Here is a 15,456-nt window from a genome sequence, read left to right on the forward strand (position 1 = left end):
CGGACGCCACCCCCCACCCCACCTCACCCGGACCCCACCCAGGAAAGAGGCACCCGCATGCGTACGCGATCCCTCCTCGCCCTCACCGGCACCGTCACCGCACTCGCCCTCGCGGTCGCCGCCCCCGCCTCCGCCGACGGCGGCGCCGTCCTCACCACCGGCGGTGCGGGCGGCACCGCCGTCGCGACCGGTGACACCCTCACCGCGCCGCTGGCCTCCGGCACGTCCGCCACGCTCTACTCCAGCGCGACCGGCACCAGCGGCGTCAGCTGCACGTCCTCGCAGTTCACCGCCACGGTCACCGGCAACCCGAGTGCCCCCGGCACGGCCACCGAGTCCGTCACCGGGCACACCTTCGACAGCAGCTCCTGCACCAGCAACGTCACCGGCGTCCTCGGCGTCAGCAGCATCACCGTCGACAACCTGCCCTACACGGCGACGGTCGCCTCCGACGGCACCCTCACCGTCTCGCCGGCGAGCGGCTCCACCATCCAGACCACGGTCAAGCTGCGCACCCTGCTGGGCTCCATCACCTGCGTCTACCAGGCGCCCTCCCTGACCGGGAAGGCCGACAACACCGACAACAGCATCAGCTTCACCAACCAGCAGTTCAGCAAGACGTCCGGTTCGTCGCTGTGCTTCTCCAGCGGCTACTTCACCGCCAAGTACGCGCCCGTGACGGACGGCGGCACCCCGGTCTACGTCAACTGAGCCACCAACTTTCCCCGCAGTCCATCGGAGTTCAGCGTCGGCGTAGACGCATTGCGAGGGCGGCGCCCCCGGTGAGCACCAGCACCGCGGCGGCGCCGCCCGCCAGCGCGGGTGCCGAGGGCCGTGTGGCTCGGCCGACGTGCCCCTGCGCGACGGGGGCCGGACGTGTCGCCCGGACAGGTCCGGCCTTCGCCTCGCCCGCCCCCTTGTCCGGAAAGACCACGTCGGAACACGAGTAGTAGGTGTCCGGCGTGCTGCTGTTCTGCCAGACGGTGTAGAGGATCTGACGGCCTGTCCGGTCCTTCGGCAGCGTCGCGGAGAGGTGGTACGCCCCGTCGCGCAGCGGTGGATCGGTGACCTGTGCGAAGGGCCGCTCCGGCAGATCGGACCAGTTGAGCGGTTTCGCCGGGTCGTAGCCGGGCTCGGTCAGATACAGCCGGAACGTGCCCGTGTGCGCGATCGTCGAGGCGTACGTCATCGTCAGTCTGCCGCCGGGCGCCAGCCGGGTCGCCGGCCAGTCCCGCCGCGCCAGGTCGAGGCCCCGGTACGCCGGAAGGTTCCCGCTGCACAGCCTGCCGTCCGGAATCGCCTGCCGGTCACGGCCGTTCACCCCTGCCACCCGCAGGTTGTCCCACGCGGTGAAGGGCGCCCCGTTCGCCGCGACGGCCGCCCGGCACGCCGCCGAGCGGCCGGACTCGCCGCCCTCGGGGGAGCAGGCGTAGACCCGGCTGACCGGATCCGTGGGTGCCCCGTGCGCCTGGGCGGGGCCCGCCGCCCACGACAGGAGCAGGAGCGGGGCCGCGGCGGCGGCCGCCATGACGCTCGGTCGGGCTGTCGTCCGGGTCATCCGGGATGTCTCCTCGGCGGGCGCGGGAACGGGGTCTGCGCGGTCCATTACGGCGGAGACGTCCCGCATGTTCAGCCGGCGCGGCGTAGCGGCGGCCCGAGGGGGGCGTGAACGCACCGACGGTGGGCGCGGGATCACCGACCGATGCGGACGTAACGCGCCTCCTTCGAGACCCCGTTGAGGAGCCGGTGGTCATCCTCGTATCGTGGCGATCATGGGTCCGGCACCCGCCGCCCCGCGACTGCCGGGGGCAGCCCGGTAAAAAAAGGGGGAGCCGTTCTGGTCTCGTCGTTCATGGACCGTCGGGGGCCCGTCCGGCGCCGGATACGCCGGTGACACGTGTCCTGGTGCCGGCCCGCTCCCCGGACTGCCGCTGCCGGTCGGTGAGTTATCGTGTGCAAGGGGTCAAAAACAAACCGCATGTCCCGTTCGTACGACTCGCGAGGAGGGGTCCCAGGATGGCGAGGCAGTTACGCGCCGAACAGACCCGGGCAACGATCATCACGGCCGCCGCCGATCTGTTCGACCGGCACGGCTACGAGTCCACGAGCCTGAGCGACATCGTCGCGCACGCGAACGTCACCAAGGGGGCGCTGTACTTCCACTTCGCTGCCAAGGAGGACCTCGCCCACGCCATCCTCGAACTCAACGCCGGCGCCGCGAAAGCCCTCGTCGCCGAGGTCGAGAGCCGCGGCTGCTCCTCGCTGGAGACGCTGATGCGCACCACGTTCGGGATCGCCGGACTCGCCGTGGAGGACCCGGTGCCGCGCGCCGCGCTGCGTCTCGCCACCGCCGACGTGGCCGTACGGCCGCCCCTGAGGCATCCGTTCACCGAATGGCTGGACTTCGCCACGCGGAAGTTCACCGGAGCCGTCCGGGAGTCCGATCTGCACGGCGATCTCGACGTCGGCGTCGTCGCGCACTCCCTGGTCTCCTTCTTCGTCGGAACCCGGGTCGCCGGCCGCTCGCTCGAACCGGTGGGACGGCTTCCGCGCCGGGTCGCCGAGATGTGGCACCTGTTGATCCGGGGCCTGGTCCCGGTGCACCGCCGCCCCCGCTACGTCACGCTCGCCACGCAGCTGGAGCGGGAGATCAGAACCGTCTGACCCGCGCGATACGGTGACGGACATGCCTTCCACCCCGTTCGCACCCGTGATCCTCGGCAACGAACCCGGCTCCTTCCCGCACAGCGTGCTGGCCGAACGGCACCCCGCGATCATCGGCCGGGTGAGGGACGCCTTCCCGTACGGCCCCGGGCAGCACCGGGCGCTGGACGAGCTGCTGAAGAGCTGCACCGAGGGAACGGTCGAGCCGCTGCCCGCCGATGCCCCGGACCGGGACCGGTGGCGGGAGTGGGGCCTGGCGGGCTGCGCCGGGCGTTCCTGGTACGACGTGCCGTGGCTGTGGTCCGAGAGCTACTTCTACCGGCGGCTGCTGGACGCCGTCGGCTGGTTCGGCCCCGGCACCTGGCAGGGCATCGATCCCTTCCGCCCGTTCAAGCGCGCCGAACTCGACGCGCCGGAGACGGACGAGGAACTGGCCGCGCTGGACGTGCTGCCCGGCCTGCCGGAGCAGGAGCGGGCGCGTGCCCTGTTGCACGGCTCGCTGTGGGGCAACCGCGCCGACCTCGGCTTCCGGCTCTCCGCCGAGGGCGCCGAGGCCCGGGACCCGGCCCCCGCGCTGGTCGCCGACGACAGCGCGGCTCTGTGGTCGCTGCTGCCGCCCGACGGTACGGCCACCCTGGTCCTGGTCGCGGACAACGCGGGCCGCGAACTCGTCCCGGACCTGCTGCTGATCGCCCATCTCCTCGACGAGGGCCGGGCCGCGCGGACGGTGCTGCATGTCAAGCCGTACCCGTACTACGTCTCCGACGCCACCACCGCCGACGTCGTCGACGCCCTGCACCGGCTGCGTGCCGCGTCCGGCGCTGCCGCCACGTACGCGCGCGTGCTCTGGTCGGCCATGGCCGACGGCCGCCTCACCGTGCGCGCCCACCCCTTCTCCTGCGCCCCGCTGCCGTACGAGGAGATGCCGGACGACCTGCGCGCCGAGTTCGCCGCGGCCACCCTGACCGTCTTCAAGGGCGACCTCAACTACCGGCGCCTGGTGGGCGACCGGCTCTGGCCGCCGACCACACCCTTCGCGGAGACGACCGGCTACTTCCCCGGCCCGGTCGCCGCGCTGCGCACCCTGAAGTCGGACGTGGTCACCGGCCTGTCCGCGGCGACCGAGGCCGCGCTGGTGGCCGCCGAGGACGGACGGTGGCGCACCAGCGGCACACACGCGCTGATCCAGGTTGCCGGCACTGACGTCAAGTGACCTGCAGCGGCAGTGACTTGATGCCGTTGATGAAGTTCGACACGAGACGCCCGGCGGGCGCGACGAGCCGCGGCTCGGGGACCACCCGCAGCACCTCCTCGTGGAGCAGTCGCAGTTGCAGCCGTGCGAAGTGGGCGCCCAGGCAGACGTGCGGGCCGTCGCCGAAGGACACGTGCGGGTTGGGGGAGCGGGCGAGGTCGAGCCGGGACGGATCGGTGAAGACCCGCTCGTCCCGGTTGGCCGAGGCGTGGAAGACCACGACCTTGTCCCCGGCCCGGATCCGCTGCCCGGCCAGCTCGGTGTCCCGCGCGGCGGTCCGCCGGAAGGTCAGCACGGGCGGGTGCCAGCGCAACAACTCCTCGACGGCGGTCGCGAGTTCTGCCGTCCCGGCGCGCAACGACGCGTACGCCTCCGGGTGTTCCGCCAGTGCCAGCAGCCCGCCGGGTGCAGCGCTGCGTACGGTGTCGTTGCCGGCGACGGTGAGCAGGAAGAAGAACATCTCCAGTTCACCGCCGGCCAGTTCGGCGTCGTGGGCGAGTGTCGTCATGATGTCGTCGGCGGGACACCGTCTTTTGTGTGCGGCCAGCTGTCCGGCGTAGGCGAACATGTCCTTCAGCATCGCCGGGGACCGCGGATCGACGGGCTTGCCCGTGGCGTCCAGCACCGCCGGACCGGCCTCGTCCGGGTCCTGGTAGCCGATGACCCGCTGCGTCCAGTGCAGCATCAGCCGCCGGTCGCTCTCCGGTACGCCCAGCAGATCCGCCAGGTTGAGCAGGGCGTACTCGTCGGTGACGGTGGCCACCAGATCGACCGTGCCGTCCCCCTCCCGCGCCTGCTGCAGCGCCCCGGCGAGCAGGGTGCGCGCCCGCTCCCGGGCGACGGCCGCGTACCGGTCGACCCGGCCCGGCGTGAAGGCCCTGCTCACCAGCCGACGCAGTCGCCCGTGCCGCGGCGGATCCTGATTGAGCATCATGCGCCGGATGAAGGGGAGGTCCTCCGGATCCGGGTCGCGGATCTGGGTGGCGCCGAGGTGGGAGGAGTACGTCGTGGCGTCCTTCAGCACCCGGACGACGTCCGCGTGCCGGGTCACCGCCCAGAACCCCGGCCCGGCCGGCCAGCCCAGCACCTCCGGCTCCTCCTGCCAGGCGACCGGATGACGGTCGCGCAGCAGGCGGTAGTCGTCGTGGGGCACGCCGACGGCGTACCGGCGCGGGTCGAACACGTCGGGCACCGGCCGCGCCGCCCGCACGCTCACGCCGGCTCGCCCTCGCCGGCAGCGGTCACGGCAGCCGCTGGGATTGCGGCGCCCGCGGGGTCTTCGGCGTCCGCGGGTTCTTCGCCGTCCGCCCGCAGGAAGTCCTCGACCACGCGGATCAGGTCCAGCGGGGCCTCGTCCATGGCGTAGTGCCCGGCGAACGGCAGCGCCACCAGCTCGGCACGCGGATACCAGGACATCCAGGTCTGCCGCATGACCTCCGGGGAGAGCGCCGGGTCCAGGTCCCCGGCCACGGCCAGGGCGGGCACCTCGCTGCCCTCGACGTCGGCGTGGAAGTCCTCGCCCGCCCACGAGTCCAGCCAGGCCCGGAACGCCTTCGCGTCGCTGCGTTCCAGCGAGCGGGCGACCATCCGGTCCAGCCAGGCTGCGGGACGCCGGCCCCCGGTGGTGAAGTCGAGGATCGCACGCCGGTACTCCGGCTGGTGCGCGGCGTCCGTGAACAGCGCGGCCTGCTCGCCGGCCAGCGGCACGCCCGAGGCCGGCACCGGGGAGACGCCGACCATCCGGCGCAGCCGGTCCGGGACCGTGGCGGCCAGCCGCTGTGCCACCGCGCCGCCCATCGAGTGCCCGATCACCGAGAACCGGTCCCAGCCCAGCCGGTCGGCCAGCTCCACCAGGTCCCGGGCCGCCTCGGCCGTCGTGAACGCACCCGCCGCGTCCCGGGCCTCGCCGTAGCCGCGCAGGTCGACCAGCGCATAGGTGAAGGAGGTGCGGTCGAGATCCGGCAGGACGGCGGCGTAGGCGGACCGGTCGGCGAACCAGCCGTGCACGGCGAACACCTTGTGGGCGCCGTCGCCGTGCACCTCATGGGGCAGCACGAAGGAGGTCATGCGCCTACCGTGGCCCGCCCGCGAGGGCACGGCAAGAGTGCGGACGGGGCATGCCGGAGGGCCTCGCCACGGTGCTCGTCCGAACCCGGAGTTCCGCCTTTTCGCGGTGGTTCACGCGATGGTGTGATCATGTCCCGTGCGGCGGATGGGCGTTGGGGGCCGCGGGTAGGGCCCCGGCCATGACGCAGCCGTTCGAACTCCCGCACTTCTACATGCCGTATCCCGCGCGGCTCAACCCGCACCTCGACGAGGCCCGCGCCCACTCCACCGGGTGGGCGCGCGAGATGGGCATGCTGGAAGGCTCCGGGATCTGGGAGCAGGCCGACCTGGAGGCGCACGACTACGGGCTCCTGTGCGCCTACACCCACCCCGACTGCGACGGACCCGCTCTCTCGCTCATCACCGACTGGTACGTGTGGGTGTTCTTCTTCGACGACCACTTCCTCGACATGTACAAGCGCACCCCCGACCGCGCCGCCGGAAAGGCCCACCTGGACCGGCTGCCGCTGTTCATGCCGCTCGACCCGGCAACCGCCGTGCCGGAGCCGGAGAACCCCGTCGAGGCGGGGCTGAAGGACCTGTGGGCGCGCACGGTGCCGTCCATGTCCGTGGACTGGCGCCGCCGCTTCTCCGTGGCCACCGAGCACCTGCTCAACGAGTCGATGTGGGAGCTGTCGAACATCAACGAGGGGCGGATCGCCAACCCCGTCGAGTACATCGAGATGCGCCGCAAGGTGGGCGGCGCCCCCTGGTCGGCCGGGCTCGTGGAGTACGCGACCGCCGAGGTGCCCGCCGCCGTCTCCGGCACCCGGCCGCTGCGGGTCCTCATGGAGACCTTCGCCGACGCCGTCCACCTGCGCAACGACCTGTTCTCCTATCAGCGCGAGGTCGAGGACGAGGGCGAGAACAGCAACGGCGTCCTCGTGCTGGAGACCTTCTTCGGCTGTACGACGCAGGAGGCCGCCGAGACCGTCAACGACATCCTCACCTCACGCCTGCACCAGTTCGAGCACACCGCGCTCACCGAGGTCCCGGCCGCGGCCCTGGAGAAGGGCCTCACCCCGGACCAGGTCGCCGCGGTCGCCGCCTACACCAAGGGACTGCAGGACTGGCAGTCCGGCGGCCACGAATGGCACCTGCGCTCCAGCCGCTACATGAACAAGGGCGCGCGGCCCGGCTCGCCCTGGCAGCTGCCCAGCGGCCCCGGCGTCGCGGCCGCCGACGTCCGTGCCCTCCTCGCCGCAGCCGCGCAGGAACGCCTGCGTGCCTACACCCACGTGCCGTACCAGAAGGTCGGCCCGCCCCTCCTGCCCGAGTTCCACATGCCGTACCGGCTGGAACTGAGCCCCCACCTCGACGCCGCCCGCCGGAACCTCGTCGGCTGGTCCCACCGCATGGGCATCCTCGAGGAGGGCGTCTGGGACGAGGACAAGCTCGCCGCCTACGACCTCGCGCTGTGCTCCGCCGGCCTGGACCCGGACGCCACCCCCGAAGCCCTCGACCTCAGCGCCCAGTGGCTCGCCTGGGGCACGTACGGCGACGACTACTACCCGCTGGTCCACGGCCACCGCCGGGACCTCGCCGCCGCCCGGCTGACCACGGCCCGGCTGTCGCAGTGCATGCCCGTCGAGGGCGATCCGGCCCTCGTCCCGGCCAACGCCATGGAGCGCGGCCTGACCGACCTGTGGACGCGGACGACGGCCGACATGACCGCCGACCAGCGGCGCACCCTCAAGGCCGCCGTGGACACGATGACCGAGAGCTGGGTGTGGGAGCTGTCCAACCAGCTGCAGAACCGCATCCCCGACCCGGTCGACTACCTGGAGATGCGGCGCGCCACCTTCGGCTCCGACCTCACTCTCAGTCTGTGCCGGATGGGCCACGGCCCCGCCGTACCGCCGGAGGTGTACCGCAGCGGCCCGGTCCGCTCCCTGGAGAACGCCGCCATCGACTACGCCTGCCTCCTCAACGACATCTTCTCGTATCAGAAGGAGATCGAGTACGAGGGCGAGATCCACAACTCCGTGTTGGTGGTGCAGAACTTCTTCGGCGCCGACTATCCGGCTGCCCTGCGTGTCGTACACGACCTGACCACCCAGCGCATGCAGCAGTTCGAGCACGTCGTCGAGCACGAACTGCCTGTGCTCTACGACGACTTCGGGCTCTCGGAGGCCGGGCGGGCCGCCATGGACGGGCATGTCCTCGACCTGCAGAACTGGATGGCCGGAATCCTGAACTGGCACCGGAACGTGGACCGCTACAAGGCCGAGTGGCTGGGCCGCCGCGCCCACGGCTTCCTGCCCGACCGGCCCCCGGCGCCGCCCGTCCAGCTCGTCAGCTGACCTCACCGGCCGTCCCGCCACCTCCGCGGCGGCCTCGCCCAGCCCCGTGCGGGCGGCCTCGCGCAGGGCGCCGCGTGTCGCCCCGCCGCCCGCCAGGACCGCGCGGGCCTCCTGACGGAGGTCCGCGTCGGCCAGGGCGCGGGCCGGCGCGTCGTGCCTGGGCGAGGTACCGGCCGAGGTTCACCTCCCGCCAGGACCCGGGCGAGCGGCGTACGGACGCCGGGCGCGCAGCGCCTGCAGGCGCCGGGGACAGGGGGCGCGACCCTGCCACAGCGGCTCCTGCCACAACGGCTATGGCTACCCTCCGGCACGCTCCGGCCATTCTCACTCGTTCGTGTCTCGTCGCGGCCCGGCGCCCCGGGTAGAGCATCAGCCGGAGGCGAGCGAACCATGGAACAGACTGCGTTGCGTCCCAAGCCGATGCCCGGTCAGGACCGGCGGGAGGGCGGCACCCCCGGCCAGCCGCACCGCCCGCACGCCGCGCCACGGCGCGGACGGCGGCTGCGGACCCTGCTGTTCGCGCTGTGCGCCGGCACCCTGCTGGTGCTGTCCGGCGTCGGCATGGGCACGGTCGGCGCCACGGTGATCGGCATGAGCAAGCTCGCCGAGCTGCAACGCCACGCCCCGCCGGCCACATCCCCGGGCAGGGGCATGCCCACCGCCCCCGGCGGTACCCCCGCCGCCCCGAGCCCCGCTCCCGACGCCGCGACCGGGGCGACCCTGGGCGTCGAGGCCGTCGACGCCGACAAGGCGGGCGCGCTGGTCGTGGGCGTGCACGTGCCCGGCCCCGGCTACACGGCCGGCCTGGTCCGCGGGGACGTGCTGCTGCAGTTCGGCTCCGCCCGCGTCGACACCGCCGCCGACCTCGTCCGGGCCGTCGCCCGGGCCCGCCCCGGGAAGCAGGTCCTCCTCACCGTGCGTCACAGCGGCGGGGGCTACCAGCAGTTGACGGTCGTACCGGGCGTGGTGACCTGAGGAGGCCGGCGCGGGCCCCCCACCGCACGGCCTCACCCCGCGTCGGCCCGGACCCCGCCCCACGACCTCTCGGCCACCCCGGGAAACCCGCTGGTCACCATCCGCCCCGCGCGCCATGATGGCCCCATGCCGAGTCCCTTCCGAGCCGACCGCGCCCTGCGGGGAGCACCGGCGATCGGCTCGCGTGACCCTGTCCGGCCGGGCAGGATGCTGCCCGAGACGCCGACGCCCGTTTCCCGACCCGCGCACGGAGGCCCGGATGACCGGTAGTACGCCCGCGCTCTTCACCGCCGCCGACTACAGGGCCCGCATGGAGCGTGCCGCGCGCTCCGCGGCCGACGCCGGCCTCGCGGGGCTGCTCGTGGCGCCGGGACCGGACATGGTCTGGCTCACCGGCTACACGCCCACCGCCGTCACCGAACGGCTCACCGTGCTGGTCCTCACCCCCGGCCAGGACCCCGTGCTCGTCGTGCCGACCCTGGAGGCCCCCGACGCCGAGCACGCGACCGGCGCCTCCTCGCTCACCCTGCGCGACTGGACCGACGGCAAGGACCCCTACGCCGTCACCGCCGCCCTCCTCGACGGCCACGGCCGGTTCGGCATCAGCGACAACACCTGGGCCATGCACCTGCTGGGCCTGCAGCGGGCGCTGCCCGACACCGCCTACGCCTCTCTCACCGACGCCCTCCCCATGCTGCGCGCCGTCAAGGACGCCGCGGAACTGGAACTCCTCGCGGCCGCCGGAGCCGCTGCCGATGCAACGTTCGAGGAGATCCGCAAGGTTCCCTTCGCCGGCCGCCGCGAGTCCGACGTCGGCCGGGACCTCGCCGGCCTGCTGCGCCGCTTCGGCCACGAGCAGGTCGACTTCACCATCGTCGGCTCCGGCCCCAACGGCGCCAACCCGCACCACGAGGTCGGCGACCGTGTCATCCGGCGCGGCGACATGGTCGTCCTGGACTTCGGCGGCCTGAAGGACGGCTACGGCTCCGACACCACCCGTACGGTCCACGTGGGCGAGCCCGCCGAGGAGGAGCGCCGCGTGCACGACGTCGTGCGCGAGGCCCAGGAGGCGGGCTACCAGGCCGTACGGCCCGGGGCGGCCTGCCAGGACGTCGACCGCGCCGCCCGCGCGGTGATCAGCGAGGCCGGGTACGGCGAGTACTTCATCCACCGCACCGGCCACGGCATCGGCGTCACCACGCACGAGCCGCCGTACATGATCGAGGGCGAGGAACAGCCCCTCGTGCCCGGGATGTGCTTCTCCGTGGAGCCCGGCATCTACCTGCCCGGCCGCTTCGGGGTGCGCATCGAGGACATCGTCACGGTGACCGAGGACGGCGGACGCCGCCTGAACAACACCACGCGCGACATGGTCATAGTGGACTGAGGGACCACGGAGCGACCCAGGAGACACACGTTCGACGACATCCAGGAACGGCGACGCGCGACCCATGACCCAGGCACCGGCACCCACCGCGGACACCGTCCGCAGACTGGTCCGTTCGTTGCTCAAGCAGGGCGGCGACGACACCGCGGGCCCCGAGGTGCGGCCCGTGACTGAGGGTCGTGCGTACACGTGGTGGGTCGGCGCCCGCCATGTGCTGCGCCTCGCCCCCGACCGTGAGGCCTCGGCACTGCGCCGCCGGGAGCTGCGCCTGCGCGACCTGGTCCGGCCGCACGTGCCCGTCGCCGTCCCCACCAGCGTCGCGCACGGCGACTGGGCGCCCGGCCTCGCCTGCACCCTGGACACCAAGGTGCCCGGCGGCACCGCCGACGAGCACGACGTCTCCGCCGTCGGCGAGGCCGACCTCGCCGGGCTCCTCCAGGGGCTGCGCGCGGTGCCCGCACGGCAGACCGAGCCGCTCGGCGTGCCGCGCACCGCCCCGCGCTCGCTGGAGGCGCTGCGCCGCATGGCCGTCCACGCGGCCGAACGGCTCGCCGCCGCCGACGAGTTCGACGCCGCCCGGCTGCACCAGCTCACCCCGCCCGGCGCGGCCCAGCTCGCCGCGCAGCCCGGCACCGCCGTCCTCACCCACCACGGCCTGACCGGCGAGCACGTGGTGGTCAGCGCCGACGGCCGGGTGCGCGGCATCCTGGACTGGACCCGGGCGGCCCTGGGCGACCCCGCGGAGGACATCGCCGGCCTGGCCGTGGCGGTCGGCTCCCCGGCGGCCGTCCGCGCCGCGACCCTCGCCGGCTACGGCGCCCGTCCCTGCCTGCGCGGCCTGTGGCTCGCCCGCTGCGACACGGTCATCCGACTCGCCGGCCACGTGGAAGGCCGCGCTCCCGGCGACCTGCTCCTGCTCCGCACCCAGCTGCGGCGCGCCTGGGAGCCGATCCTGCTGGAGCGGTTGTCGGACTTCAAGGAGGACGAGCCGGAGCCGTAGACCGCCGAGCGCGGGCGTCCGCCCGGCCTTCTGGCGGGACGCCGCTCCTGCTGCCCCGGGCGGGGTCCTCCGGTGGTCCGGGTCCGGTGGTCCGGAGGGACGACCGGGTGGTGTGCGGCCGTCGCTGCGGGCCGTCGGACCGCGGGACGGCGCGGCCGGGCGCGGAGGCACCGGCCTGGCGCCGCCTGGTGTGCCGGGGCTGTGGCCCCGGGGCACCGCGAGCCCGCCGCCCCTGGCTCGGCGATGGCACCCTCGCGGCCCTTCCTGTCCGGGGGTTCGGCGGGTTCGCACGCCGCCAGGTCCAGCGCCGGACGTGTGCTCGGTGGGATCGCCGTCGGTGCCTGGGCCAGGTTCACCGCCACCCGCGGGTGACCGCGCCGGAGGGGCGGCGCCGTCTGGTGCCCGGGGGGCTGTGGCCCCGTCACACCGCGAGCCCGCCGCCGCCCCTGGCTCGGCGATGACACCCTCGCGGCCCTTCCTGTCCGGGGGTTCGGCGGGTTCGCACGCCGCCAGGTCCAGCGCCGGACGTGTGCTCGGTGGGGTCGCCGTCGGTGCCTGGGCCAGGTTCACCGCCACCCGCGGGTGACCGCGCCGGAGGGGCGGCGCCGTCTGGTGCCCGGGGGGCTGTGGCCCCGTCACACCGCGAGCCCGCCGCTGACCCCGGCTCGGCGATGACACCCTCGCCGCCGCGGCACCGGGCCCGGTTCAGGGCTGCGCCAGCACCACGCACGACTCCCCGGGCACCTGGAGCAGGCCCTCCCCGCGCGGGGGTTCGACCGGCTCCCACGCCGCCAGGACCACCGCCGGACGCGTGCCCAGCGGGATCGACGCCGGTGCCTTGCCCAGGTTCACCGCCACCCGTACGTCACCGCGCCGGAAGGCCAGCCAGCGAGCCTCCTCGTCGTACGCCACCTTGGTGTCGGCCAGGTCCGGGTCGGTGAGGTCCGGCTGTTCGTGCCGCAGGGCGATCAGCCGGCGGTACCAGGCGAGCACGCGCGCGTGGTGCTCGCGTTCCGGTTCCGACCAGTCCAGGCAGGACCGCTCACGGGTCGCCGGGTCCTGCGGGTCCGGTACGTCCTCCTCGGCCCACCCGTGCACCGCGAACTCCCGCCGCCTGCCGCGCCGTACCGCCTCGGCCAGCTCCGGATCGGTGTGGTCGGTGAAGAACTGCCAGGGCGTGCCCGCCGCCCACTCTTCGCCCATGAACAGCATCGGCGTGAACGGCGAGGTCAGCGTCAGCGTCGCCGCGCAGGCCAGCAGACCGGGGGAGAGGCGGGCGGAGAGCCGGTCGCCCTGGGCGCGGTTGCCGACCTGGTCGTGGGTCTGGCCGTAGCCGAGCAGCCGGTGCGCGGCCACCCGCGCGCGGTCCAGCGGACGGCCGTGGTGCCGGCCCCGGAAGCTGGAGTACGTGCCGTCGTGGAAGTAGCCACCGGTGAGCGTCTTGGCGAGCGCGGCGAACGGAGCGCGCGCGAAGTCCGCGTAGTAGCCCTGCGACTCACCGGTGAGCGCGGTGTGCAGCGCGTGGTGGAAGTCGTCGTTCCACTGCGCGTGCAGCCCGAGGCCGTGCTCCGCGCGCGGGGTGATGAACCGCGGGTCGTTCAGATCCGACTCGGCGATCAGGAACAGCGGCCGGCCCAGTTCCTCGGCCAGAGCGTCCACAGCAGTCGACAGCTCCTCGAGGAAGTGGCACGCGCGCGTGTCGTACAGCGCGTGCACCGCGTCCAGCCGCAGCCCGTCGATGCGGTAGTCCCGCAGCCACGCCAGCGCGCTGCCGACGAAGAACGCGCGCACCTCGTCCGAGCCGGGCTCGTCCAGGTTCACCGCCGAGCCCCACGGCGTGTGGTGCGCATCGGTGAAGTACGGCCCGAAGAGCGGCAGATAGTTCCCGGACGGGCCCAAGTGGTTGTGCACGACGTCCAGGACCACACCCAGGCCGAGTGCGTGCGCGCGGTCAACGAACCGTTTCAGCGCCTCCGGGCCGCCGTACGGCTCGTGCACCGCCCACAGCGACACCCCCTCGTAGCCCCAGCCGTGCCGCCCCGGGAACGGACACACCGGCAGCAACTCCACATGGGTGACGCCGAGTTCCACCAGGTGCTCCAGCCGGGCCGCCGCCGCGTCCAGGGTGCCCTCGGGGGTGTACGTGCCCACGTGCATCTCGTAGAGCACGGCACCCGGCAGCTCCCGCCCCGCCCACTCGGTACGCCACGCGTGGCGCCCGTGGTCCACGACCGCGCTCAGCCCGTCGGGCCCGTCCGGCTGGCGGCGCGAGCGCGGGTCGGGCAGTACGGGGCCGTCGTCCAGCGCGAAGCCGTACCGGGCGCCGTCCCCGGCGTCCGCCTCACCCGTCCACCAGCCCGCGCGCTCCGGATCGCGCGCCAACGCGCGCGTGCCGCCCTCGCAATGGAGCGTCACTCGGCCTGCCTGCGGTGCCCACACCTCGAACTGCACGGACGGTTCCCCTTCGTCTGTGATGGATGGCGCCTGTGATGACTCGCCTGCTCACCGTGATGTCCCGCGTCCCCATCGTGCCCGCCGGCACGATCGATCCGCTTTCGAATCCGTCCTTTCCCCGGGGGTGTCGTGGTAGTACCCGCAGATCGGCGCCGATTCCCCGTCTTCTGGACACCCGGGGTCCACTGCCCGACAATCACCTGCGTGACGTCGTCCTTCGAGTTCTCCACGTACCCCGCGCGGCTGTCCGACGCGGAGCGCGACAAGGCGCTGCAGGTGCTGCGTGACGGCGTCGCCATGGGCCGGCTCTCGCACGACACGTTCGTTCGCCGCATGGAGCTGGCGCTGGCCGCCCGCCGCGCCGACGAACTGGCCGCCCTCGTGGCCGACCTGCCCCGGGAGAACCGCTTCTCCCGTGCGGTGTTCGGCACCGTCGAGGCCGTCTCCGGGTTCACCGTACGGCTGCGCCGAGCCTGGCAGGCCGAGAAGCTGCCCAAACTACTGCTGCCGCACCCGGCGCACACCCACCCGCTGCGCATCGGCCGCGACCCGGCCAACGGGCTGCGCCTGAACCACGACACCGTCTCCCGCGTGCACGCCGAGCTCCGCCGCCAGGGCGGCATGTGGGTGCTCAGGGACCTCGGCTCCACCAACGGCACCACCGTCAACGGCCGCCGGGTGACCGGCTCGGTCGTCGTCCGCGAGGGCGACCAGGTCGCCTTCGGCAGGATGGCGTTCCGGCTCGCCGCGAGCTGAGGGACGCCGGCCGGTGGCGTGCGAACCGGTTCTCCCGCACGGGCGGGTGAGAAACCGATCGGGTGAGCCGGGCTGTGGAACGCGCGCCTGTGTGCCGATGCATCGGTCATGACGTACATCACCCGACTGACCACGGCCGCCGGTGCCCTGCTGGCCTGTGCCGGCCTCCTCGGCGCCGGCCCGGCCCACGCGGCCCCCCGCAGCGCGTTCCCCACGGACAACTGGCTCTACCTCACCGTCACCCCCGGGAAGACCGCGCAGGGCGGCGACAGGCACGGCACGCTGCTGCTGTGCGACCCGCTGCCCCTGGGGTACGCGCGGGCGGCCGAGGCCTGCGCCGACCTCGCGCGGGCCGACGGCGACATCGCACGCATCCCGCAGAAGAAGGTCTTCTGCCCGATGATCTACGCCCCCGTGACCGTCCGGGCGCACGGGCAGTGGAACGGCAGGCCGGTCGACTACCGGGAGACCTACTCCAACACGTGCGCCATGGAGGCGCGGACGGGCGCGGTGTTCGCCGTGGACCGCGGCCGCTGAGCCCGGCCGCCTGGCGGCGCGG

The 15,456-nt window shown here is 73.6% G+C and carries 13 protein-coding genes; 9 read left to right on the plus strand and 4 right to left on the minus strand.

Annotated features, from left to right (window positions below; genetic code table 11):
• Window positions 1–57 precede the first annotated feature (57 nt).
• Window positions 58–711, plus strand: a complete 654-nt coding sequence (locus tag SRB17_RS32740) for a Tat pathway signal sequence domain protein (RefSeq protein ID WP_153543773.1) — start codon at window positions 58–60, stop codon at window positions 709–711.
• Window positions 712–742: 31 nt separating this feature from the next.
• On the opposite strand, the gene SRB17_RS32745 is transcribed toward SRB17_RS32740, so the two are convergent.
• A complete protein-coding gene (locus SRB17_RS32745) occupies window positions 743–1,558 on the minus strand; it encodes a lytic polysaccharide monooxygenase (protein WP_153543774.1) in 816 nt (271 codons plus the stop codon).
• 458 nt (window positions 1,559–2,016) lie between these two features.
• Here SRB17_RS32745 and SRB17_RS32750 point away from each other — a divergent pair, with 458 nt between their 5' ends.
• Window positions 2,017–2,664: a ScbR family autoregulator-binding transcription factor gene (locus tag SRB17_RS32750; protein ID WP_153543775.1), complete on the plus strand. Its 648-nt coding sequence runs from the start codon at window positions 2,017–2,019 to the stop codon at window positions 2,662–2,664.
• Window positions 2,665–2,686: 22 nt separating this feature from the next.
• On the plus strand, window positions 2,687–3,877 hold the full coding sequence (locus SRB17_RS32755; RefSeq protein WP_153543776.1) for a damage-control phosphatase ARMT1 family protein: 1,191 nt from the start codon (window positions 2,687–2,689) through the stop codon (window positions 3,875–3,877).
• Here the strand turns inward: SRB17_RS32755 and SRB17_RS32760 are convergent.
• Both SRB17_RS32760 and SRB17_RS32765 read right to left on the minus strand, forming a co-directional pair.
• Window positions 3,870–5,132: a cytochrome P450 gene (locus SRB17_RS32760; protein WP_323376582.1), complete on the minus strand. Its 1,263-nt coding sequence runs from the start codon at window positions 5,130–5,132 to the stop codon at window positions 3,870–3,872. The genes SRB17_RS32755 and SRB17_RS32760 overlap by 8 nt on opposite strands.
• Entirely contained in the window at window positions 5,129–5,983 is an 855-nt protein-coding gene (locus SRB17_RS32765) for an alpha/beta fold hydrolase (protein WP_153543777.1), read from the minus strand. Before SRB17_RS32765 ends, SRB17_RS32760 begins: the two co-directional genes overlap by 4 nt.
• 179 nt (window positions 5,984–6,162) lie before the next feature.
• Between SRB17_RS32765 and cyc2 the strand changes: the two genes are divergently transcribed.
• The 4 genes from cyc2 to SRB17_RS32785 all read left to right on the plus strand — a co-directional run bounded on the left by cyc2 (window position 6,163) and on the right by SRB17_RS32785 (window position 11,687).
• Complete coding sequence (gene cyc2 / locus SRB17_RS32770; RefSeq protein WP_153543778.1) at window positions 6,163–8,325, plus strand: germacradienol/geosmin synthase Cyc2; 2,163 nt, start codon at window positions 6,163–6,165, stop codon at window positions 8,323–8,325.
• A 390-nt stretch (window positions 8,326–8,715) separates the two neighbouring features.
• Window positions 8,716–9,300, plus strand: coding sequence for a PDZ domain-containing protein (locus SRB17_RS32775; protein WP_153543779.1), 585 nt, complete (start codon window positions 8,716–8,718; stop codon window positions 9,298–9,300).
• Between the two features lie 259 nt (window positions 9,301–9,559).
• Window positions 9,560–10,687: an aminopeptidase P family protein gene (locus SRB17_RS32780; RefSeq protein ID WP_153543780.1), complete on the plus strand. Its 1,128-nt coding sequence runs from the start codon at window positions 9,560–9,562 to the stop codon at window positions 10,685–10,687.
• Between the two features lie 64 nt (window positions 10,688–10,751).
• Window positions 10,752–11,687 (plus strand): phosphotransferase family protein, encoded by a 936-nt coding sequence (locus SRB17_RS32785; protein WP_153543781.1) that lies wholly within the window; start codon window positions 10,752–10,754, stop codon window positions 11,685–11,687.
• 705 nt (window positions 11,688–12,392) lie between these two features.
• Here the strand turns inward: SRB17_RS32785 and treZ are convergent.
• Entirely contained in the window at window positions 12,393–14,138 is a 1,746-nt protein-coding gene (gene treZ, locus SRB17_RS32790; RefSeq protein WP_323376583.1) for a malto-oligosyltrehalose trehalohydrolase, read from the minus strand.
• Between the two features lie 207 nt (window positions 14,139–14,345).
• On the opposite strand from treZ, the gene SRB17_RS32795 reads away from it, so the two are divergent.
• Window positions 14,346–14,897 (plus strand): DUF1707 and FHA domain-containing protein, encoded by a 552-nt coding sequence (locus SRB17_RS32795; RefSeq protein WP_323376584.1) that lies wholly within the window; start codon window positions 14,346–14,348, stop codon window positions 14,895–14,897.
• A gap of 108 nt (window positions 14,898–15,005) precedes the next feature.
• Complete coding sequence (locus SRB17_RS32800) at window positions 15,006–15,434, plus strand: subtilase-type protease inhibitor (RefSeq protein ID WP_153543782.1); 429 nt, start codon at window positions 15,006–15,008, stop codon at window positions 15,432–15,434.
• Window positions 15,435–15,456: the final 22 nt, after the last annotated feature.

Source organism: Streptomyces sp. RB17, assembly GCF_009604455.1.
GTDB lineage: Bacteria > Actinomycetota > Actinomycetes > Streptomycetales > Streptomycetaceae > Streptomyces.

Coding starts and splice junctions, on each gene's coding strand:
- SRB17_RS32740 (WP_153543773.1), top strand. CDS start 58: ATGCGTACGCGATCCCTCCTCGCCCTCACCGGCACCGTCACCGCACTC.
- SRB17_RS32745 (WP_153543774.1), bottom strand. CDS start 1,558: ATGACCCGGACGACAGCCCGACCGAGCGTCATGGCGGCCGCCGCCGCG.
- SRB17_RS32750 (WP_153543775.1), top strand. CDS start 2,017: ATGGCGAGGCAGTTACGCGCCGAACAGACCCGGGCAACGATCATCACG.
- SRB17_RS32755 (WP_153543776.1), top strand. CDS start 2,687: ATGCCTTCCACCCCGTTCGCACCCGTGATCCTCGGCAACGAACCCGGC.
- SRB17_RS32765 (WP_153543777.1), bottom strand. CDS start 5,983: ATGACCTCCTTCGTGCTGCCCCATGAGGTGCACGGCGACGGCGCCCAC.
- cyc2 (WP_153543778.1), top strand. CDS start 6,163: ATGACGCAGCCGTTCGAACTCCCGCACTTCTACATGCCGTATCCCGCG.
- SRB17_RS32775 (WP_153543779.1), top strand. CDS start 8,716: ATGGAACAGACTGCGTTGCGTCCCAAGCCGATGCCCGGTCAGGACCGG.
- SRB17_RS32780 (WP_153543780.1), top strand. CDS start 9,560: ATGACCGGTAGTACGCCCGCGCTCTTCACCGCCGCCGACTACAGGGCC.
- SRB17_RS32785 (WP_153543781.1), top strand. CDS start 10,752: ATGACCCAGGCACCGGCACCCACCGCGGACACCGTCCGCAGACTGGTC.
- SRB17_RS32800 (WP_153543782.1), top strand. CDS start 15,006: ATGACGTACATCACCCGACTGACCACGGCCGCCGGTGCCCTGCTGGCC.